Raw genomic sequence first — 18,809 nt, forward strand, 5'->3', positions numbered from 1 at the left:
CCATGGTCAAGGCTCGTCATTGTCTCGCGGGTGTTCTGGTCGCCGCCATCGCTGTCGTCACGACCACTCCTGACGCCGCCGCACGGCAGAACGCGAAAATCGACAAGCCCGCCGAAGCCGCAACGCGGGGCCAGCGCGAGGCCAAGGACATCACCTACGGAGATTGGCAAAAGCTCTGCTTCAAGGCAGGCGGGACGCCGACGCTGTGCCGGACCTCGATCACCGGCAAGTTTCCGACCGGGCAAACGGCGGTGCGCCTCGACCTGATCGAGCGCGAAGGCGATCGAACGGCACGGCTGCAATTGTTCGTGCCTGTCGGCATGTACCTGCAACACCCCGCCAAGCTGACCGTCGACCAGGGCAGCTCCTACCAGCTGCCCTACAGCTGGTGCCTCACCAATGCCTGCATCGCGGCCGACGTCGCAGATCCCAAAATTATCAAGGAGATGGAAGCAGGAGAGACGCTGGTCCTGGAGGTCGTCGATTCCAACCTTCTGGCACTCACGACCTCGATGCCGCTGACGCAATTCGCCGCCGTTCACAAGGGGGCACCGGCAAAGACGCTGGAGCAGGACATCGACGAGTAGCAAAATATCGAAAACAACCCCATGCAAAGGAGTCACGATGGTCGGCGCGACGCTTTGCGGATTTTACGAAATGGTTTGACACGTCGGGCAAATCACCGGCATAATGCCATGATTGGGGCGCTAGCTAGCCCGCGCCAGCCGGGCGCGTTCCACCGGGTCGATGAGCGACCAGGCCGAGAACGGTTTCGTCAGATAGGCAAGACATCCTGACTCGATCGCGGCCGACCGATTGGCCGCATTGTCGTTACCGGTGATGTAGACGACCGGCGTCCTGACGCCCTCGTCGGTGAGCCGCCGCCGCAGGTCGATGCCGGATTCGTTGTTCAGATCGATATCGATGATGATGCAGATGGCGTTGTGGAGATCGGAGTGATCGAACAGCGCAGCCCCCGACTCGAAGAGCAAAGTCATGAAGCCATGTTCGCGCAGCAGGCGTTTGATGCTGATGCGCATCGACAAATCGTCATCGACAACGAAAACGGGCGCGCGCATGGACAAGATGGTCGGCCCTCTGATGATCCGGAGGAAAAGCCAAACAGAGCCAGTTACGCACTCCATAGAGCACGCCGTCATTCACATTTCATATTGTTCCTGAGTATAAGCGCGCTGCCGTAATCACGGTTACCCGCGCGGGCCACCCTTGGGATCGAGCACGCCGAGCCGCTCCGCAATCGCGACCAGTTCCGCAAGTGAACGAACCTGCATCTTTTCCATCACTTGATGGCGGTGCGCCTTCACGGTGCGCTCGGTAGTTCCGAGCTCGTAGGCAACCTGTTTGTTGATCTTGCCGCGCACGATCAGATCGAACACCTGCCGCTCGCGCGGCGTCAGCGCAGCGACGAGCGCCCTGAGTGACTCCCGTCTGCTGCGCTGGCTGCGCGCGGCTTCATGGCGAGCTATGGCGCGTTCGATGGCGTCGATCAACTGCTCCGATGGCACCGGCTTGGTCAGGAAATCCTCGGCGCCGGCCTTGATGGCCCGTACCGTCGTTGCCGTATCGGCGTGTCCGGTGAGGAAGACGATCGGCAGCGTCGAGCCCAGCTCGATGAGTCGGGTTTGCAGCTCCGGACCACTCAGTCCCGGGATCTGCACGTCGAGCAGAACGCATCCCAGCCTGTCAGGATCAGGCAAACGATCCAGCAGCTCTTGTGCAGAGGCATAGGTCACGACCTCGTAGCCAGCAAGCTTCAGCCGGCGTTCGATCGCCGTCCGAAACGACGCATCATCATCCACCACATGAACCAGCCCGGGCAATTTCACCTCTTAGCCGCAACGATCGCGATTGGGCATTCTGTTGCGTTGAAGCGCAAGGTCAATCGGCGACGAACTCATCCATATGGATGATAGCGGGCATTACCCACAACCCACCGCCAGAGCGGAAAGTCTCAAAAATGCACCTTGCGACAATCACTATTTCTCATTCCGTGCAAGATATTGCCGTGCCTGTCCTTTGGTACAATGGCCCTTGTGCCAATAGCTGGAAATGCATCCTTCGTCGTATCTCAACCCAAGCGGGAGTGAGATAGCGCGGCGCATTCCTCGCAAGCGATCGCCTGAGACCAATTCAGCGAATGGATTGAGGAGTTGGCTATGTTTGTGCGCATCACGACTGATCCGCTGCCCCGCCCCCATTCACTTAGCGACCTCGGAATGACAAGCGATTCAAATCCGCTGGTCAGTTTAAACGAATTTACCTACAAGAAAGGCAATGAAATCTACGGCGAGAAAGAGCCGGCCGAGTACATCTATCAGGTCAAATCCGGCGCGGTGCGAAGCTACAAGCTGCTGTCGGACGGACGCCGTCAGATCGGCGCCTTTCACCTCGCCGGCGATGTCTTCGGGCTGGAGAACGGCAGCTCCCATCGCTTCACCGCGGAAGCCGTCATCGACACCACCGTCCGCCTGATCAAGCGGCAGAGCCTGGAGACCGTGGCCGAGAGCGATGTCGTGGTAGCCAAGAACCTACTCCGCATGACCACGACCAATTTACAGCATGCGGAAGATCATATGCTGCTGCTCGGCCGCAAGACGTCGCTGGAGCGGGTCGCCGCCTTCCTGATCGAGATGGATACGCGGCTAACTGCCGCAGGCGTCCTGGCGTTGCCGATGTCGCGGCGCGATATCGCCGACTATCTCGGACTGACGCTGGAGACCGTCTCGCGCGCCATATCGCATCTGCACGGGCTTGGCATCCTCGGCTTCGTCGGCAACACCCAGCGCCAGATCGTTCTCCTGGACCGCCAGCAACTCGCTAGCCTCGATCTTCAGAACTGAAACCTTTGGCCTTGAGCGCCGCGAGGTGCTCCAGGGTCTTGCGCAGCACCTCGAACAGGACGGCGGTCGACCAGCCGAAAAGCAGGATGCCGTTCATCGCGGTCATCGGGCCGACCAGCCGCCATTGCGGAACCGGGGTGATGTCGCCATAGCCGAGCGTGGTGTAGTTGACGAAGGCGAAATAGAGCAGCTCGCTGCCAGCTGGCGCCGCGCCGACCAACCGGTAAGCGAGCGCCCAGACGAGAATCTCGAGCGTGTGGGCCACCATCAGGGCGGCCGCCGTCGCCACCATCACGGCCATCAGATGCGATCGCGGCCGCGCCGTGTGCCGTAGCCCCGCCGCGCGTGCGATGCCGATGGCGGCGACGGTCACGAGCGCGTGAATCATGATGTTGACGAGGCTGATGACGGTGCCGACCAGGAATTGAAGCGCCATCATCCTGTCCCGTTTCGGCAAGTGGCGGAGGGTCCGGCCTCCGCCGCAAGAGACTTCATCTATGCCTTCGGGAACATGCCGCTCGCCGCCTTCATCGCGGACTCGCCCATGTTCCTGGCCTGGTCGGTCAGCGAGCGCATCTGGTCCTGGAAGAACTCGGACTGGATCTTGAGTGCGTCCTGCATATCCTTGGCCTGGATGAGCTTGTCGCCGAGATCGAACGTCGCGTTGACGTTGCGCTGCATATGATCGCAGAACTCCTTGGCCTGGCTCGCGATCGGCAGCGGCGAGGAGCTCAGGCCTTTCTCCAGCAGCTCAAAATATTCTGCATTGGCCTTGCGCAGACGTCCGAGCGCTTCGCCCAGCATCGTGCGGAATTTCTCGGCGGACGGATTGATCTCAGCCATGGCTCTGCTCCCGTGCTCGTTTCCAATTATGCGGCAAGTCCCCCAAACCAGGCGCCGAAATAGCCGGCGTACAGGGCCGGCAGCTCGAGATTCATCGAATGCCCGACGCGGGGCACCACGACCAGCCGGCAGTCCGGCATCGCCTCGGCCATGGCGCGCAGGTCGGCGGTCGGAATCCAGCCGTCCCATTCGCCCCACAGCACCAGATGCGGATGCCGGATCTCGCCCATGCGTCGCTCCAGCTCCCGGCTCTCCTTTTCCCGGGTCAGATTGACGGGCGTCCCGATCCAGATGCCTTCGGAGACGCCAAAGGTCTGCTCGACGATGCGGTCGAACAGCGCCTTGATTTCCTCTACGCCGTCGCGGAATCGGGGAACTTCGTTTGGCGCCATGCTCTCCGGCACGAACAGCGAGGAGGCAGCGGTCGCCATCACCGTCCGCGTCAGCTCCTTGCTCGCCATCATCGCGCGGAAAAGCCCGATCTGATCGGCATTGAAGGCCATGCCGAGCGGCGTTACCGGATCGAGCGCGAACACGCGTCCGAAGCGTTGCGGCTGCATCAGGAGCATGCGCGCGGCGATGATGCCGCCGGTCGAATGCGTGGCGAGGTGGCAATAGCCGACGCCCAGCGCATCGAGCGCCGCCAGCATGTCCCGCGCATGCTGCTGCATCGAGTAGTTCGAATAATCGGCCGCAGGTTTCGGCCGGTCGCTGTCGCCGCAGCCACGCCAGTCGATGCCGATCACGCGCAGGCCAGAGGGAAACATCGGCGCGGCGAGCTCGATCCAGTCCTTGCTGGCGAGATTGCCGTGGATGAAGACGACGGTGAGGTTGCCTTCTCCCCATTCTCGCCAGCTCAACTGAACCTCTCCCGCCTGCACCCTTGGCATGAGCGGCCCTATTTGTTCAGGCCGGCCGTCGGCGCAGCACCTGCCGGGGTCGGCGCCACCGGCAGGGCCGATACCACGGCCCCCTTGATCATGCGATCGGTGCCGAGCGGCGACGAGGTGTCGACCGTTCCCTTGGTCACGAAGTCGACGACGTCAGCAGAATATTCCACCGGGTTGTCCGTGTGGATGAAGTGCCCGGTCTCCGGATAGATCTTGAGCATCGGCCGGTTGCCGGCGTTGGTCATCCGCGTCATGAACGGCGTGATGACGTCGCGTCCCAGATCCGTCAGCCCGTTGAAGGCAGGCGTCGGAATGAAGGGCTCCTTGTCGCCAAACGCGAGGAAGATCGGCGCCTTGATCTGGGTGAGCCGCTCGTAGAGGTTCTTCGGGTCATCCTGCTGGAGCTCAGAGCCGATCGTGTAGATGTCGTAGATGAAGACGTTGCACCATTGCTCGAGCTCCTTGGGATTGCCCTTGGTCAGCCCGACGCGCTGCTCGGTATGGAAGCGGGCATATTCGCTGTCGCTGAAGAAATACCCGCTCTTGGCCGCGGACACCGCGCCGGTGTTCGGATCACGCTTCTTGAAATAGAAGAAGTCGCGGATGTTCTGCTCATCGCGCGCCTTCTCCGCGGCCAGAATACCGGTCTGGTCCCAGGTCGCCTTCCACTTGTCGAAGTCGTGGTCGAAGGCCTGATCGAACAGGCGGGCCTTCTTGTCCTTGGCGATGGTGATGTCGCGCGGATATTCCTCGAGGCCGGACGGCGCCTCTAGCGCGAGCCCCTGCACCGCATCCGGCCAGGTCAGGGCGTAGCCCATGACGAACTGACCGCCGAGCGAATGGCCGAGATAATAGGCCTTCTTGACGCCGAGCTGGTTGACGACGAGGTCGTAGATGACCTCGCGCATGTCCTGCATGGTGCGGGCTGGGCTCTTGTCGAGGTTACCAGGGCCGGACATGCCATAATGCGGCAGGTCGGGCACGATCACGCGCAAGCCGCTGCGCAAGGCATACTGCATGACGTTACCGTAGTGCCCGCCGAACGCGCCCTTGCCATGGATGATGACGAGAACCTTCGGATCCTTGGCGGCGCCGGCATATTCATCCATGTAGCCGATCTGCCAGGCGTTGCCGCTCTTGTCCTTGGCGTTGGCGAACTTGACCGGGTAGGGATAGGTCACGAACTCCTTCCAGAAGGATTTCTTGAGATCGATATTCTCGGCGACACCCGGCACGCGATAGTTCTTGTCGACGAACTGTTGCGCACGATCGAGGCTCGCGACGTCGTCCATGAAGGCGACGAACTTCGGATCGTTCTTGCGGTTGTTGATGAGCGGGAAGACGCCATAATGGGCAACCGGGCTTTCCTCGGCGATGAGGTCTGCGCCGGGCACACGATCGACCGCCTTCTGGGCGAGCTTGAAGTTCAGCCAGAGGTCATTGGTGATGTGCATCACCAGCGTGCGCGCCTGGATACGGCCGAGATCGGCATTGATGTTGTGCTTTTCCCCGACCCGGTTGCGCCAGACGAGATCGACGGCATCATAGAGCTTGGCGCGGTTGGTGACGTTCAACCCAGCCTTCGCATTTGGCGGATCCCAGTAGAAGATCTCGGGCTGGACCGCGGTGAAATTCTGCGTCGTGCGATAGCCAAAGTCGTACCCGGTCATTCCAAGGATGGACCAGCCGAACGCAACGCCCGGCACCGGATGCTCCTCCTTGGGCAGCTTGTAGTAATCGCCGTGCGTGGATTGCCACACGGGGTCGGACTCGATCGCGGCCGTCATCATCTGGAAGGTCCAGTTGCCGACGGGGTCGCCGGCATCGGACTGCGTGGTGCCGCCGATCGGCATGATCGCGCTGACATATTCCGGATGCATCACGCCCCAGACATAGGTCTGCGTGCCGCCCATGGAGACGCCGGTGACGAGCGCCACGCGCGCGACCTTCAGATGATCGCGCAGCAGGCGGTAGTTCGCCTGCACCATGTCGAAGTAGCTGTATTGCGGGAATTTCACGCCTAGTCCGTCGGATGGCTTGCTGGCGCCCCAGGTGCCGAGCGGATCGACCATGATGACGAAATAGCGATCGGTGTCGATCGGCCGGCCCGGCCCGATGATGGGCACGCCGCCTGACAGGGCAGCCCCGTTGACCCACTGCTCGAACATGTCGGTGGAGTCGCCCGAATAGTAGGAGTTGATGACCACGGCGTTGGTGATCTCGTCATTGGCATTGCGCCGCGCCTTGCCGACGGCGATGTACGAGGCGCGCAGCTTGCCGGCGCCGAGCGATTCCAGCGTCACGCCGCCCTCGCCGCCATTCTCCCATTTCGATGGATCGGACAGATCGTATTTGCCGCCGAGGCGGAAGTTGGCGATCTCGTAGGTCTTCTTCAGCCCATCATGCTGCATCTGCGACGAGCGGCGGGTGAAGGGTTGCGCGACAGCGAGCGCTGTGCCGACCAGCAACAGGATCAGGCTGACGAAGCAACGTTTGAGGACGTCTCTCCCGGTCATGGCGGATTCCTCCTGGCGGTGTTTTGCGAAAACGCTAGAGATCGTTGCTCGGAGAAGCTTTGATTTAGCTCAATGGAATCTCCGACCAGAGATTGAACATCGCAGCCGTCAGAAACGGCAGCCGGTCGTCGCAATGCCCTTCCTCAATCACGGCTCATACCGGATACGCTATGAGCTCGAAGGGCCGCCGGACGCCCCCGCCTATGTCCTGGTGAATGGCCTCACGCAATATGCCGAGCTCTGGGGCGCCTATCGCGAGGCTCTGGTCGCGCGGCATTTCCGCGTCGCGACCTTCGATCTGCTCGGCCAGGGCGGCTCAGACAAGCCGGCCCTGTACATCAATCAGGACGACCAGGTTACCGCGCTTCATCGCCTGATCGGCCAGCTTGGCGATGGACCGATCTTCCTCAGCGGCATCAGCTTCGGCGGAGTCATTGCACTGCGCTACGCGATTGAGCACGGCAAGCGGCTGTCCGGCCTGGTGCCGATGAGCTGCTTTGCGGAGCTCACCCCACAACTGCTCCTGATCGGCAACGCCTTGCGCACCGGCCTGATCCTGGGCGGCACCGGCTATCTTCAGGATCTGCTGCTGCCGATGAACCTGTCGGACCAGTGGCTGAAGCCGCTCCTGGACAAGCTCGACAGCGTCAAGCGGCAGGGCTGGCTCGTCAATGACGTCTACGCGCTCCAGAACCTGATGGAGTCCTTTCTCGACTTCCAGCCGCTGACGCCGAAGCTCTCGTCGATTACAGTCCCGACCATGATTCTCAATGGCGAGTTCGACTTTCTGACGCCGCGCGCACTGCACGAAACCCTGCGGCTCGAAATCCCCAACAACTCGCTGGTGATCATCCCGCGGGCCTATCATGCCTTCACGCTCGAGAAGGGCGCCCTCACCGCCGATCTGCTGGCGCGCTTCGCCCAAGACGTGCTCGCCGGACGCTGGCAGGGCAACAAGGCGGTCTTGGTCGCACCGGAAGAGCCCGGTGGCGAGCTCACGCCGTTTCCGGCAGGCTACGACCATCTGCGTGCGATTCCCGTGCTGAGGACGCCGACATGAGTGAATTCTTCGGTCCACTCGATGCCGATGGCCGCGTGCCACCACACCAGCAGACGCGCGTCGCCGCGTTTCTCATGTCGGCCCACGGGGCGCTGGCGCGACAGTTCGCGTATACCTTGCCCGCAACGCTCGACTCCGCCTGGCAGACCGAGCTGAACGCGCAGTTTTACCGCGAGACCGAACTCGTGTCGCTGTTGCTGCGCGCGACCAGTTGGGTGCCGGATCCGGGCCTGGGCTATATGGCCGTGACCTGGGAAAGCGCGTGGTATCCGGTGCCGATCCATGAGATCTCGGACTGGCACCTGGCGGTGGCGGCCGGACTTGCAGCGCTCGCCCATGCCGTGCACGCCGGCATCCGGCCGGCGGCGCTCTTGCCGGTGGAAGCAAATCCCGAGGATCCCTTTGTGATGGCGCTGCGCCGCATCGAGTTCGAAAGCGGCCGTCTGCTTCAGGCGCAAATCCTGCTCTTGAAGGGCTCCAGCCTCGTTCCCTATCGCGATGCCGTCAACCCGGCCCTCGAACGGCGTCACGCCGAGGTGCGTAAGCTGTGGCGCGACATGCTGCAAAGCGTCGGCATCGCCGTCGGCGATTCAAATGATGAAAAGCCTTGATGCAAATCAAGGGAGGGCGATGACAGAAGGCAAACATCCGCTCGCTGCTGTCCTCGCGTTTCATCGGAGTTGCCGCCATGAAGGCCGTTTCCGTCGAAGAAGCCGTTGCAATGATCCCGGCGGGCGCGAGCGTCATGGTCGGCGGGTTCATGGGTGTCGGAACACCGGAGCGCCTGCTCGATGAAGTCGTCCGGCAGCAGAAGGGTAGGCTTTCGCTCATCTGCAATGACGCAGCCACGCCCGGCAAAGGCGTCGGCAAGCTGTTCGATGCCGCGCTGGTATCGCGTCTCACCGCAACCCACATCGGCCTCAATCCGAAGGCGCAGCAGCAGATGCTGGCGGACCAGATCGCCGTCGATCTCATTCCGCAAGGCACGTTCGTCGAGCGCATTCGCGCGGGCGGATGCGGTCTCGGCGGCGTTCTGACCCCGACCGGCGTCGGCACGCTGGTCGCCGAAGGCAAGCGACAGATCGAGGTCGACGGCAAGCCGTTCCTGCTCGAGACCGCGCTGCGGGCGCAGTTCGCGCTGGTCCATGCCTTTCTCGCCGACTATCTCGGCAACCTCGCCTACGCCCTGACCTCCCGCAACTTCAATCCCGTGATGGCGATGGCCGCCGACACCGTCATCGTCACGGCGGACAACATCGTGCCGGTCGGCGTCATCGCGCCCGATCACGTCGTGACGCCGGCGCCGCTCGTCGATTTCCTCATCACCAACGGGTGAGATCATGGATGCACAGACCATCATCGCCCGGCGCGTCGCCAAGGAGCTCAGGAGCGGCGACCTCGTCAATCTCGGCATCGGCATTCCGACGCTGGTCGCGAACTTCGTTCCGCCCGATCTGAAGGTGTTCTTTCAATCGGAGAACGGCCTCATCGGCACCGGGCCGATCCCGGAGCAAGGCATGGCTCATCCGACGCTGACGGATGCCGGCGGTCGCCCGATCAGCGCCCTGCCCGGCGCCGCCACCTTCGACAGCGCGATGTCGTTCGGGCTGATCCGCGGCGGCCATGTCGACGTCACCGTGCTCGGCGGCCTCCAGGTCGATGCGCACGGCCACCTCGCCAACTGGATGATCCCCGGCAAGATGGTGCCGGGCATGGGCGGGGCGATGGATCTCGTCAGCGGCGCCAAGCGCGTCATCGTCGCCATGCAGCACGCGGCCAAGGGCAAGTCGAAGATCGTCGCCAAGTGCACACTGCCGCTGACCTCGGCGCGGCCGGTGAGCCTGGTCGTTACCGACATGGCCGTGATCGGCTTTCCCGACGGCAAGGCGACGCTGCTCGAGACCGCGCCGGGCGTCAGTATCGGCGAGATCATGGCCGTCACGGACGCCGAGCTGACCGTTCCCGACGACGTGCCGGAAATGAAGATCTGACGAGGCCGGGCCATGCGGATATTCAGCGATTTCAAAGAGATCAAATCCGCGGTCGGCACCGAGATCGGCGCCAGCGACTGGATCGAGATCACCCAGGACCGCATCAACCAGTTCGCCGAGGCGACTTGCGACGAGCAGTGGATCCATGTCGACCAGGAGCGCGCGAGCAAGGAGATGCCGGGCGGCAAGACCATCGCGCACGGGCTGTTGTCGCTGGCGCTCGCCCCGCTCTTCATCCGCTCTGTGATCGGCCTGAAGGGCCTGCGCAACACGCTCAACTACGGTGCAGACCGGATACGCTATCTGGCTCCGGTCCCGGCCGGCTCAAAGCTGCGCGGCCGCGTCACGGTCGCCGAAGCCGAGGACGTGCCGCCGGACGGCCTGCGCGTGAACTATCATCTCGTCATCGAGATCGAAGGTGGCAAGAAGCCCGCCTGCGTCGCCGAGCTGATCGCCCTGCACTACCGCTAAGCGGCAAGCCTCAGTCGATGATGTGGTAGCCGCCATCGATATAGAGCACGCCGCCGGTCATCAGCTTTGCGCCGTCGAGCGCCAGGAACGCGGTGGCATTGCCGACGTCATCGATACTGACGAGACTGCGCGAGGGCGCTTTCGACTGCGCCTTGTCCATGAGCTCGTCGAACTCCGGAATGCCTGACGCCGCGCGGGTCGCCAGCGGTCCCGGCGAGATCGCGTGCACACGGATGCCCTTCGGCCCGAGCTCCGCCGCGGCATAGCGGACGGCCGATTCCAGCGCCGCTTTCGCCACGCCCATGATGTTGTAGTTCTCCACGACCATCTGACTGCCGTAATAGGTCATGGTGAATAGGGTGCCGCCGTTCTTCATCAGCGGCTCCGCCAGATGGGCCATGCGCAGGAACGACCAGCAGGAGACCTCCATGGTCTTGAGAAAGCCCTCGCGGCCGACGTCGACCACGCGCCCATGCAGCGCCTCCTTCGGCGAGAAGGCGATCGAATGCAGCAGGAAATCGAGCTGGCCCCACTCCTTCGCGATGCGCTCGAACACCTGCTCTGTCTGGCCCTCGACCATCACGTCCATCGGCATGAAGATCGGCGCCTCCAGCGCCTGCGCCAGCGGCTCGACGTGCTTCTTGGCGCGATCGTTCAGATAGGTCACGGCGAGCTCGGCGCCGAGCGCGCGAAACGCCCGTGCGCAGCCCCAAGCGATCGACTGATCGTTGGCAATGCCAACAACGAGGCCTTTCTTTCCCTTCAGCGCAACCTTCGTCTCCGGATACACGGGAATCATGACACCCTCTCAGATCTGGCGTTTTGCGATTTTCCGTTCATCAGCAGCGCCAACGTGTGCTGCGCGATCATCAGTTCCTCGTCGGTCGGCACGACGTAGACGGGAATGAGACTGTTCGGTCGCGAAACCAGCCGCGAGTTGCGCGCGTTCTCGGTCGCATCGAGCACGACGCCAAGCCAGCCGAGTTGCTCGGCGACGCGCGCGCGAATGCTGGCCGAGTTCTCACCGATGCCGGCGGTGAAGACGAAGGCGTCGAGGCCCTGCAAGGCGGCCGCGAGCATCCCGGCGCTGAGGCCGATCCGATAGACGAAGTAATCGATCGCAAGCTTTGCGCGTGGATCCGAGCTCGCTTCCAGTTCCCGCATGTCGTTGCTGACGCCGGACAGGCCCTTCAGTCCGCAATCGCGGTAGAGGAAGTCCTGCACTTTCGCCGCCGACATGCCCTTCTCGGAGATCAGATAGAGCACGACGCCGGGATCGAGCTGGCCGGGGCGCGTCCCCATCGGCAGGCCGTCGAGTGCCGTAAAGCCCATGGTGCTTTCGACGCTCCGCCCGCCCTTCATCGCGCACATCGAGGCGCCGCTGCCGAGATGCGCAACGATCACCCGGCTCTTGGCGATCTCGGGTGCGATTTGCGGCAAGGTCTTCGAGATGTATTCGTAGGACAGGCCATGAAAGCCATAGCGCCGCACGCCTTCGGCATGGAGCTGATGCGGGATCGCGTAGTGATCGGCAAGCGACCCATGGCTGCGGTGAAACGCAGTGTCGAAACAAGCAACCTGCGGAAGCGCGGGGAAGTTCGCAAGGATCGAACGGATCGGCGCCAGATTATGCGGCTGATGCAGCGGCGCCAGCGGGACGAAACGCTCCAGGCGCGCCACCACGCCATGATCGATCAGGACGGGCCGCTCAAATTCCGGCCCGCCGTGCACGACACGATGCCCGACAGCCAGGGGATGGATACGAACCTCTTCTCTCAGCCACTCGCCCGCGACCTGCATCGCGGCCGGAACGTCCGGGATCGCCTCGATCGGATAGGCACGATCGGCCAGGGGATCGCCGCCTGCCCCGCTCGCCCGCAGGCGCGGCCGGCTGCCGATGCCGTCCATCTGCCCCTTGATCTGCCGACGAAGCGTGCCCTCGCCGTCGATCGAGTAGACCTGGAACTTGACGCTCGAGGAGCCGGCGTTGATGACGAGGATGGTATCCATGGCGGTCACGCGGCAACTGTCGGCGCCTTTTGGCGCCGTGCGTAGGCATAGAGCGCGGCCACGGCGCAGGACGCCATCCGCGCCCGCGGGCTGTCGGCCCGCGACGTCAGCACCACCGGCACGCGGGCACCAAGCACGATCCCGGCGCTATCGGCCTTGGCGAAGTAGGCGAGATTCTTCGCCAGCATGTTGCCGGCCTCCAGATCAGGCACCACCAGGATCTGCGCCCGGCCGGCCACCTCGGACTTGATGCCCTTGATCCGCGCCGCCTCGACATCGATGGCATTGTCGAACGCCAACGGACCGTCGAGCAGGCCGCCGGTGATCTGGCCGCGATCGGCCATCTTGCAGAGCGCGGCAGCTTCGATCGTCGAGGGAATCTTGGAGGTCACCGTCTCGACAGCCGACAGAATCGCCACCCGCGGCGTCTTGCCGAAGCCGGCAAGATTGTAGAGGTCGATCGCGTTCTGGATGATGTCGCGTTTGGCGTCGAGATCGGGAAAGATGTTGATGGCCGCATCTGTCACAAAAATGGTCTCGGCATAGGCAGGCACGTCCATGATGAACACGTGGCTGATGCGCCGGTCGGTGCGCAGCCCGCCGACCTTGGCGGTTACAGCGCGCATCAGCTCGTCGGTGTGCAGGCTGCCCTTCATCAACAATTCGCCGCGGGCTTCGTGGATCAGTTCGACGCCCTTGGCCGCGGCCGCGTCGCTATGTGGCGCATCGACGATCTCATACCCGGCGATGTCGAGGCCAAACCTGCTCGCGGTCTCCCTTATTCTCCGCTCCGGACCGACCAGCAGTGGCCGGATGATGCCCGCGCTCGCGCTGTCGATGGCGCCGCGCAGCGATGTCTCGTCACAGGGGTGGACCACGATCGTCGGCGTGGGCGGTACGGCCTTGGCGGCCGCGATCAAACGGTCGTATTTGCTGCCCGCATGCGTTTGCGTCGTTTCAGCCGACATGATGTCACTCCCAAACCTGTCAATGCGCGTTACGACGCCCTTGCCTGGGGATCGAAAGGGGCGACGTTCGACACGGGCTCCGCTGCCTCACCTACAGCGAAGAGCTCAGCGACCTGCTTCAGGCGCTTTGCCCGCTCGCCCGTGATTTCTTCGGCGGCCGACAGCACGTGGCGCATCGCCGCGAAAGCTGCGCGCCGCTGATTGACGTCGTCAGGCAGCATTTTCGGAATCGCAGCCAGGGCTCCGTCCCGATCGAGCAGCAACATGAAGAATTGCTCGCGAACCAGCATCTTGAACTCAGCCAGCGTCAACCGGGGTCCGGAATGGTCGCGCCGAACCTGGCGCAAGGCCTCGATGCTGCGCTCGTCGACCATGCCGCGGGCGGAACCGACATAGAGCAGCGCTCGAATGGCTGCCTCCCGAAGGCCGCCTTCGCCGATCTTCGACTTCAGCTCGGCGATCCGCCGATCCAGCATCGCTCGGTGTTCGGCCGTCATCTCCCGCCTGCTCGACGGCGCGGCGTTCGGATCCACTCCGACCGCCGCCTGCAAGGCCGGCGAGCCGTAGACATTGAGGAAGATGGCTTCGCTCAGCGCCTCCTGCGAATCCCGCCAGCTATCCAGCGCGTGAACGATCTGCTTGGACATCTGTTCCTGGAACGCCAGGAATGGATTGTCGTTCGAGACCGGCTTGCGCTTGTCCTCGACCTCGTCGGCGGCCGATTTCACCACCGACATCCACGGATTCTGGCTGCTGAAGGCCTCATATTGCAGCCGCAGCGGATGCATGTTGCGCGCCCATTCCGCCATTTGCGGCGTCACCATGCCCTTGATCCAGGGCTGAACGTACTTTTGATAGGCCGCAAGATTGAGTTCCGAAACGCGTTTGGCGGCGGCAAACCGCCGCTCATCCTCGGGCGAATTGCCGCCCATGGCGCGGATATCGTCCAGCGTCCGCGCCTCGCAGCGCATGATCCATTGGCCGGCCGCGAGATCGGCATTGAGGGTATCAGAGCCCCTCACCTCGAACGTCGCTTCATAGAGCCCGGGCGGCAGCACGTCGATCAGATCGATATTGCCGGAGAATTCCGCGTGCTCCTTCTTGGCGACGCCGCCGGACACGAAGATGCCGAGATGGCCGACGCTTTCGTGCACGGTATAGACGATCGTCTGCCCATAGGCCCTGATCTCATCGACATCGGCATAGCAGTCGAGGATCCAATGCAACGCCTGCTGTGGCGGGGTGATGTTGTCGCCCTTGGAGCAGAACACCACGATCGGCGAGCGGATGTTGCGCAGATCCACCTTCTGGCCGTCGGACATCTCGATCTTGCCGGCCGCGAGATTGTTGCCGACGAACAGCTCGTCGACGATGAACTGGATCTCCTCGGCGTTGAGGTTGACGTGCCCACCCCACCAGCGCTCGAACTCGAGGTAGCGATCCGCCTCGGTGTCGACCTTGGAATAGACGTTATATTGCTTGGTCCAGAGCGTGTTCGAGGGATTCTGGTTCTCGAAGTTCTGCACCAGCCAGGCGCCATCGAACTTGCCACCGCCGAGATCGCTCGCAAGCGCCGTCAGCCAGCTTCCGCCGAGCAGCCCGCCCGAATAGCGCATCGGGTATTGACCGTGCACACCTGCCCAATAAGCGAGCGGCGCGCCGGCAATGATCAGCGGTCCGAACAGTTCCGGCCGCAGCGACGCCAGGATCATGACCGCCCATCCGGCCTGGCAATTGCCGATCACACAGGGCTTGCCGTCCGCTTCGGGATGACGGCTGATCACCTTCTCGATGAACAGCGCTTCGGCGCGGGCAATGCGCTCGATGGTTTGTCCCGGCATCGGCTCCGGAAGGAAGCCGATGAAGTAGCAGGGATGGCCCGCTTTCATTGCGACGCCGATCTCGCTGTCGGCCTTGAAGCCGCCGATGCCCGGCCCATGGCCCGCGCGGGGATCGACCACGACGAACGGCCGCCGCTTCATATCGATGTCGACGCCCTTGGGCGGAATGATGCGCACCAGCGCATAATTGACCGGTTCGTCCAGCTTGCGGCCGTCCATGATCAATTCGGCGGCGTAGTGCAGGACATGCGGCGCGGTCTGCGCGACATGTTCCCGATACTGGTCACCGCGCTGACGCATGATGTCCAGGAACAGGACGCTGCGCTGGCCCGCATCCACCAGATATTCGACGGCCGACGCAACCAGCCCAGACATGGGACCACCGGGGAGCTGTGCTTTGTCCATGGACATGTTCCGACCTCGCTGTCGCACTGTGTCATTCAAGGTGCGCGGCCGGCGGCGAACGTTGATCTAGGTCAACGTCGGGGGCCCTTTGAAGCGATCTCGAAATAGGGAGCTCGGCAGCGATCATGGCCGAGGCGGTATCGGAACCCCATGGCAGAGGCGGCGAACTATTCAGCTCAGGAGTTTCTGAAGGATGGGAGCCCGGTCGAGATCCGGGCGCTGCGTCCCGAGGACGAGGCGGATATGCTGGCCGCGATCGAGCGGACCAGCCCGCAATCGTTGCAGCGTCGCTTCTTTGCCATGAAGCGCCACTTCTCGGACAAGGAGCGCGCCTTCTTCATGCAGGTCGACTTCAAGGATCACGTCGCGCTCGCTGCATTTGTCCGTGGAGGCGACGGAGAGATGATTGTCGGAGGTGGCCGATACATCGTGTTCGAGCCCGGACGTGCGGAGATGGCCTTCGTCGTGGTCGACGCGTTCCAGGGACGCGGACTCGGCTCGCTCCTGATGCAGCACCTCATCAGGATCGCGCGCGATGGCGGATTGCGGGAGTTGACGGCCGAGGTCTTGCCCGAGAACGCGGCGATGCTACGCGTGTTCGAAAGGTCCGGCTTCAGGCCGGCCGCGCGCCGAGACCCGCAGACGGTCCATCTTGTCCTTGAGTTCGGCTAGGGTTCAGTCGCTCGTCGGCTTTCCCACCGGCACCCCGCTGTCGATGCGAATCCACGCCGCGGCGAGCTCCCAGGCCACTGACAGGATGATCGGCCCGATGAAGAGCCCGATGATGCCGTGCGCGAGCGTTCCTCCGATCACGCCGATCAGGATCACAAGCGTCGGCGTGGTCAGCCCCCGCCCCATCACGAGCGGCTTCAGGATGTTGTCGAGGAAGCCGACAAGGACGAGAAACACCGTCAGGAGCAACGCCGTCGTCACGTCCTTGTCCACCCAGATCCAGATGATCACGGGCAGGAGAACGATGAGGGGGCCGATCTGCACGATCGACAGCAGCAGGACCACGAAAGCCAGAAGGCCTGCGCTTGGAACATCGGCCAGCTTGAAGCCGATGCCAGCCAGCAACGCCTGAACGATCGCGACGCCGATCACGCCCTGCGCCACCGCGCGGATCGTCGCTCCCGCCAGCTCCAGAAAGTGCTCGCTCTGCTCCGGCACGATCCGGATCAGGAAACCTCGGGTCACCGCCACGAGCTGCGGTCCGAAGGGAAGGAGAATGCCGGACACGAGGACGGATACCAGGAACTGCAGCGTGCCGAGACCGGCATCGCCTGCGAACGACAGCAGCGGCCCCGCAAGCGGCTTCAGATAGGGCGCGATCTCGCGCGCCACCGCCCGCACGTTGGTGTAGGCCTGATCCCAGAGTTCATAGAGCTGTGGGCCGATCAACGGCCACGTCTTGACCTGCTGCGGCGCCGGCTGAAGCACGAGCTCGCCGGAGCCGAGCTGGCTTGCCAGATCCTTCACGCCCTCCACCGCGCTCACGCCGAGCCAGGCGGCCGGGCCGACGACGATGCCGAACGCGATGAGCGTGAGGATGGCCGCCGCCGTCCGGGGACGCCCGCCGAGCAGTTTGGCGAGCCAGCTGAAGGCAGGATAGAACGCCACCGCCATGACGGCGCTCCAGGTCAGAATCGACACGAAGGGACGGATGATGACGAACGTCCAGATGATCAGCAGGGCCAGCAGGCCCAGCCGGATCAGGAGCTGGATGATATCTTCTGCGGACAAGAGCTGACGAAGCGTCTTCACGGCGGACACTCATCTCAAGGCAGCCTTCGCAAAGATATCGATCGGCCTCGCATGGCCCTGTTGACCCAGATCAATGATCGCCGCTCCGGCGAACGAGGTTCCCGGCAACCTCGTATAGGGGAGAAAAACTCAGGCCACCTCGACGGCATCGACGCACTTCAGGACGCCGGGCCCGGCGCGGGCGAACGCAACGCGATAGCTGACGATGGAAACGACCCAGGCGATCACGAACAGCGCGATCACCGCGAGGCCGAAATTGGCAAGCGAGCCGTTGAGGCCTTCGACCAGCGTCCACAGCGCGCCGTCGAGGCCGAAACGCTGGCCGATCAGCCCGAGCGCCTCGACACCGCCGATGAACAGCGCGACCAGCACGGAGGCGCCGGTGATGGTGAGGTTGTACCAAAGCTTGCGCATGGGATCGACGAAGGCCCAGCGATAGGCGCTTACCATCAGCATCGAATCGGCGGTGTCGACCAGCGCCATGCCGGCGGCGAACAGCGCAGGAAACACCAGCACATCGGACAGCGATGCGCCGCGCGCGGCTTCCGTGACGGAAATGCTCAAGAGCCCGATCTCGCTCGCGGTATCGAAGCCGAGCCCAAACAGGAAACCGAGCGGAAACATGTGCTGGGATTTCGACACCATACGGAACATCGGCGCGAGCAGCCGCGCCAGGAAACCGTGGCCGGCCAGCAGCGCATCGATGCCTTCGGCATCATGGGTGCCATGGCGGATTGCGCGCAGCGTCCGCCAGAGGCCGATGAAGATGGCGAGATTGACCGCGGCAATCAGGAACAGGAAAAGCGCCGACACCGAGGTGCCGATCAGGCCGCCGACAGTCTTGAGCAGGCCGTCGCCGCCGAGGCTTGCCACGCCGAGCCAGAGCAGCAGCGTGGCAACGACCACCACTGTGGAATGGCCGAGCGCGAAATAGAGGCCGGCGCTGTTCGGCGCATCGCCTGCATGCATCAGCTTGCGCACGACATTGTCGATGGCCGCGATGTGATCGGCATCGACGGCGTGGCGCAGGCCGAACACCCAGGCAAGCAGCGCGGTCGCCATCACCGCGGGCCGGTCGGAAAACCGTGCAAAGGCCCAGATCCATGCGGCGATGTTGGCGAGGATAAGCCCTGCTGCGAACAGCAACAGGGTGCCGGATTTGTTCTCCTGCCAAGACCACTTCGTCACG

20 protein-coding genes are annotated in these 18,809 nt (G+C 63.3%); 8 read left to right on the top strand and 12 right to left on the bottom strand.

All coding sequences use genetic code 11. The features are described 5' to 3' along the window. Positions 1-2 precede the first annotated feature (2 nt). Complete coding sequence (locus QA640_RS27905) at positions 3-587, top strand: invasion associated locus B family protein (protein WP_283036087.1); 585 nt, start codon at positions 3-5, stop codon at positions 585-587. A gap of 120 nt (positions 588-707) precedes the next feature. On the opposite strand, the gene QA640_RS27910 is transcribed toward QA640_RS27905, so the two are convergent. Both QA640_RS27910 and QA640_RS27915 read right to left on the bottom strand, forming a co-directional pair. Next, positions 708-1,040, bottom strand: a complete 333-nt coding sequence (locus QA640_RS27910) for a response regulator (RefSeq protein WP_283036088.1) — start codon at positions 1,038-1,040, stop codon at positions 708-710. A gap of 168 nt (positions 1,041-1,208) precedes the next feature. Next, positions 1,209-1,841: a response regulator transcription factor gene (locus tag QA640_RS27915; protein ID WP_283036089.1), complete on the bottom strand. Its 633-nt coding sequence runs from the start codon at positions 1,839-1,841 to the stop codon at positions 1,209-1,211. Between the two features lie 336 nt (positions 1,842-2,177). On the opposite strand from QA640_RS27915, the gene QA640_RS27920 reads away from it, so the two are divergent. Then, complete coding sequence (locus QA640_RS27920) at positions 2,178-2,861, top strand: helix-turn-helix domain-containing protein (RefSeq protein ID WP_283036090.1); 684 nt, start codon at positions 2,178-2,180, stop codon at positions 2,859-2,861. Here QA640_RS27920 and QA640_RS27925 read toward each other — a convergent pair. The 4 genes from QA640_RS27925 to QA640_RS27940 are packed head-to-tail and all read right to left on the bottom strand — an operon-like array spanning position 2,839 to position 7,110. Continuing rightward, positions 2,839-3,297, bottom strand: a complete 459-nt coding sequence (locus tag QA640_RS27925; RefSeq protein ID WP_283036091.1) for a potassium channel family protein — start codon at positions 3,295-3,297, stop codon at positions 2,839-2,841. The two genes, QA640_RS27920 and QA640_RS27925, sit on opposite strands and share 23 nt — an antisense overlap. A gap of 59 nt (positions 3,298-3,356) precedes the next feature. Further along, positions 3,357-3,704: a phasin gene (locus tag QA640_RS27930; protein ID WP_283036092.1), complete on the bottom strand. Its 348-nt coding sequence runs from the start codon at positions 3,702-3,704 to the stop codon at positions 3,357-3,359. Between the two features lie 26 nt (positions 3,705-3,730). Then, positions 3,731-4,594, bottom strand: coding sequence for an alpha/beta hydrolase (locus QA640_RS27935; protein ID WP_283036093.1), 864 nt, complete (start codon positions 4,592-4,594; stop codon positions 3,731-3,733). 8 nt (positions 4,595-4,602) lie between these two features. After that, positions 4,603-7,110 (bottom strand): alpha/beta hydrolase, encoded by a 2,508-nt coding sequence (locus tag QA640_RS27940; RefSeq protein ID WP_283036094.1) that lies wholly within the window; start codon positions 7,108-7,110, stop codon positions 4,603-4,605. 133 nt (positions 7,111-7,243) lie between these two features. Between QA640_RS27940 and QA640_RS27945 the strand changes: the two genes are divergently transcribed. The 5 genes from QA640_RS27945 to QA640_RS27965 all read left to right on the top strand — a co-directional run bounded on the left by QA640_RS27945 (position 7,244) and on the right by QA640_RS27965 (position 10,632). After that, on the top strand, positions 7,244-8,170 hold the full coding sequence (locus QA640_RS27945; RefSeq protein ID WP_283036095.1) for an alpha/beta hydrolase: 927 nt from the start codon (positions 7,244-7,246) through the stop codon (positions 8,168-8,170). Continuing rightward, on the top strand, positions 8,167-8,781 hold the full coding sequence (locus tag QA640_RS27950; protein WP_283036096.1) for a hypothetical protein: 615 nt from the start codon (positions 8,167-8,169) through the stop codon (positions 8,779-8,781). Before QA640_RS27945 ends, QA640_RS27950 begins: the two co-directional genes overlap by 4 nt. Positions 8,782-8,858: 77 nt before the next feature. Beyond that, positions 8,859-9,506 carry a 3-oxoacid CoA-transferase subunit A gene (locus QA640_RS27955; RefSeq protein ID WP_283036097.1) on the top strand — a complete coding sequence of 216 codons (648 nt, stop codon included), beginning with the start codon at positions 8,859-8,861 and terminating at the stop codon, positions 9,504-9,506. Between the two features lie 4 nt (positions 9,507-9,510). Beyond that, the gene (locus tag QA640_RS27960) at positions 9,511-10,161 is read left to right on the top strand and encodes a 3-oxoacid CoA-transferase subunit B (protein WP_283036098.1); all 651 of its coding nucleotides are present in this window, start codon (positions 9,511-9,513) and stop codon (positions 10,159-10,161) included. A 12-nt stretch (positions 10,162-10,173) separates the two neighbouring features. Then, complete coding sequence (locus QA640_RS27965; RefSeq protein WP_283036099.1) at positions 10,174-10,632, top strand: MaoC family dehydratase; 459 nt, start codon at positions 10,174-10,176, stop codon at positions 10,630-10,632. A 10-nt stretch (positions 10,633-10,642) separates the two neighbouring features. On the opposite strand, the gene fabI is transcribed toward QA640_RS27965, so the two are convergent. Genes fabI through QA640_RS27985 form a run of 4 tightly spaced genes read right to left on the bottom strand, consistent with a single transcriptional unit; the run spans position 10,643 to position 15,862 of the window. Beyond that, complete coding sequence (gene fabI / locus QA640_RS27970) at positions 10,643-11,431, bottom strand: enoyl-ACP reductase FabI (RefSeq protein ID WP_283036100.1); 789 nt, start codon at positions 11,429-11,431, stop codon at positions 10,643-10,645. Then, positions 11,428-12,642, bottom strand: a complete 1,215-nt coding sequence (locus QA640_RS27975) for an acetate kinase (protein WP_283036101.1) — start codon at positions 12,640-12,642, stop codon at positions 11,428-11,430. The genes fabI and QA640_RS27975 overlap by 4 nt, the downstream gene beginning before the upstream one ends. 5 nt (positions 12,643-12,647) lie before the next feature. Next, positions 12,648-13,610 (bottom strand): phosphate acetyltransferase, encoded by a 963-nt coding sequence (locus QA640_RS27980; protein ID WP_283036102.1) that lies wholly within the window; start codon positions 13,608-13,610, stop codon positions 12,648-12,650. 29 nt (positions 13,611-13,639) lie between these two features. After that, complete coding sequence (locus QA640_RS27985) at positions 13,640-15,862, bottom strand: DUF3141 domain-containing protein (protein ID WP_283036103.1); 2,223 nt, start codon at positions 15,860-15,862, stop codon at positions 13,640-13,642. A gap of 144 nt (positions 15,863-16,006) precedes the next feature. On the opposite strand from QA640_RS27985, the gene QA640_RS27990 reads away from it, so the two are divergent. Then, complete coding sequence (locus QA640_RS27990) at positions 16,007-16,528, top strand: GNAT family N-acetyltransferase (protein WP_283036104.1); 522 nt, start codon at positions 16,007-16,009, stop codon at positions 16,526-16,528. A 3-nt stretch (positions 16,529-16,531) separates the two neighbouring features. On the opposite strand, the gene QA640_RS27995 is transcribed toward QA640_RS27990, so the two are convergent. Both QA640_RS27995 and QA640_RS28000 read right to left on the bottom strand, forming a co-directional pair. Next, positions 16,532-17,620 (bottom strand): AI-2E family transporter, encoded by a 1,089-nt coding sequence (locus tag QA640_RS27995; protein ID WP_283036105.1) that lies wholly within the window; start codon positions 17,618-17,620, stop codon positions 16,532-16,534. 129 nt (positions 17,621-17,749) lie between these two features. After that, positions 17,750-18,808 carry a HoxN/HupN/NixA family nickel/cobalt transporter gene (locus tag QA640_RS28000; protein WP_283036106.1) on the bottom strand — a complete coding sequence of 353 codons (1,059 nt, stop codon included), beginning with the start codon at positions 18,806-18,808 and terminating at the stop codon, positions 17,750-17,752. Between the last annotated feature and the right edge of the window lies 1 nt (position 18,809).

The organism is Bradyrhizobium sp. CB82 (assembly GCF_029714405.1).
Classification (GTDB): domain Bacteria; phylum Pseudomonadota; class Alphaproteobacteria; order Rhizobiales; family Xanthobacteraceae; genus Bradyrhizobium.

What these genes read in the sequence shown, in the direction of transcription:
- QA640_RS27980 (WP_283036102.1), bottom strand. Translation starts at nt 13,610, where the DNA reads ATGTCGGCTGAAACGACGCAAACGCATGCGGGCAGCAAATACGACCGT.
- QA640_RS27960 (WP_283036098.1), top strand. Translation starts at nt 9,511, where the DNA reads ATGGATGCACAGACCATCATCGCCCGGCGCGTCGCCAAGGAGCTCAGG.
- QA640_RS27935 (WP_283036093.1), bottom strand. Translation starts at nt 4,594, where the DNA reads ATGCCAAGGGTGCAGGCGGGAGAGGTTCAGTTGAGCTGGCGAGAATGG.
- QA640_RS27920 (WP_283036090.1), top strand. Translation starts at nt 2,178, where the DNA reads ATGTTTGTGCGCATCACGACTGATCCGCTGCCCCGCCCCCATTCACTT.
- QA640_RS27940 (WP_283036094.1), bottom strand. Translation starts at nt 7,110, where the DNA reads ATGACCGGGAGAGACGTCCTCAAACGTTGCTTCGTCAGCCTGATCCTG.
- QA640_RS27925 (WP_283036091.1), bottom strand. Translation starts at nt 3,297, where the DNA reads ATGGCGCTTCAATTCCTGGTCGGCACCGTCATCAGCCTCGTCAACATC.
- QA640_RS27965 (WP_283036099.1), top strand. Translation starts at nt 10,174, where the DNA reads ATGCGGATATTCAGCGATTTCAAAGAGATCAAATCCGCGGTCGGCACC.
- QA640_RS27950 (WP_283036096.1), top strand. Translation starts at nt 8,167, where the DNA reads ATGAGTGAATTCTTCGGTCCACTCGATGCCGATGGCCGCGTGCCACCA.
- QA640_RS27975 (WP_283036101.1), bottom strand. Translation starts at nt 12,642, where the DNA reads ATGGATACCATCCTCGTCATCAACGCCGGCTCCTCGAGCGTCAAGTTC.
- fabI (WP_283036100.1), bottom strand. Translation starts at nt 11,431, where the DNA reads ATGATTCCCGTGTATCCGGAGACGAAGGTTGCGCTGAAGGGAAAGAAA.
- QA640_RS27985 (WP_283036103.1), bottom strand. Translation starts at nt 15,862, where the DNA reads ATGTCCATGGACAAAGCACAGCTCCCCGGTGGTCCCATGTCTGGGCTG.
- QA640_RS27930 (WP_283036092.1), bottom strand. Translation starts at nt 3,704, where the DNA reads ATGGCTGAGATCAATCCGTCCGCCGAGAAATTCCGCACGATGCTGGGC.
- QA640_RS27910 (WP_283036088.1), bottom strand. Translation starts at nt 1,040, where the DNA reads ATGCGCATCAGCATCAAACGCCTGCTGCGCGAACATGGCTTCATGACT.
- QA640_RS27905 (WP_283036087.1), top strand. Translation starts at nt 3, where the DNA reads ATGGTCAAGGCTCGTCATTGTCTCGCGGGTGTTCTGGTCGCCGCCATC.
- QA640_RS27945 (WP_283036095.1), top strand. Translation starts at nt 7,244, where the DNA reads ATGCCCTTCCTCAATCACGGCTCATACCGGATACGCTATGAGCTCGAA.
- QA640_RS27990 (WP_283036104.1), top strand. Translation starts at nt 16,007, where the DNA reads ATGGCAGAGGCGGCGAACTATTCAGCTCAGGAGTTTCTGAAGGATGGG.
- QA640_RS27955 (WP_283036097.1), top strand. Translation starts at nt 8,859, where the DNA reads ATGAAGGCCGTTTCCGTCGAAGAAGCCGTTGCAATGATCCCGGCGGGC.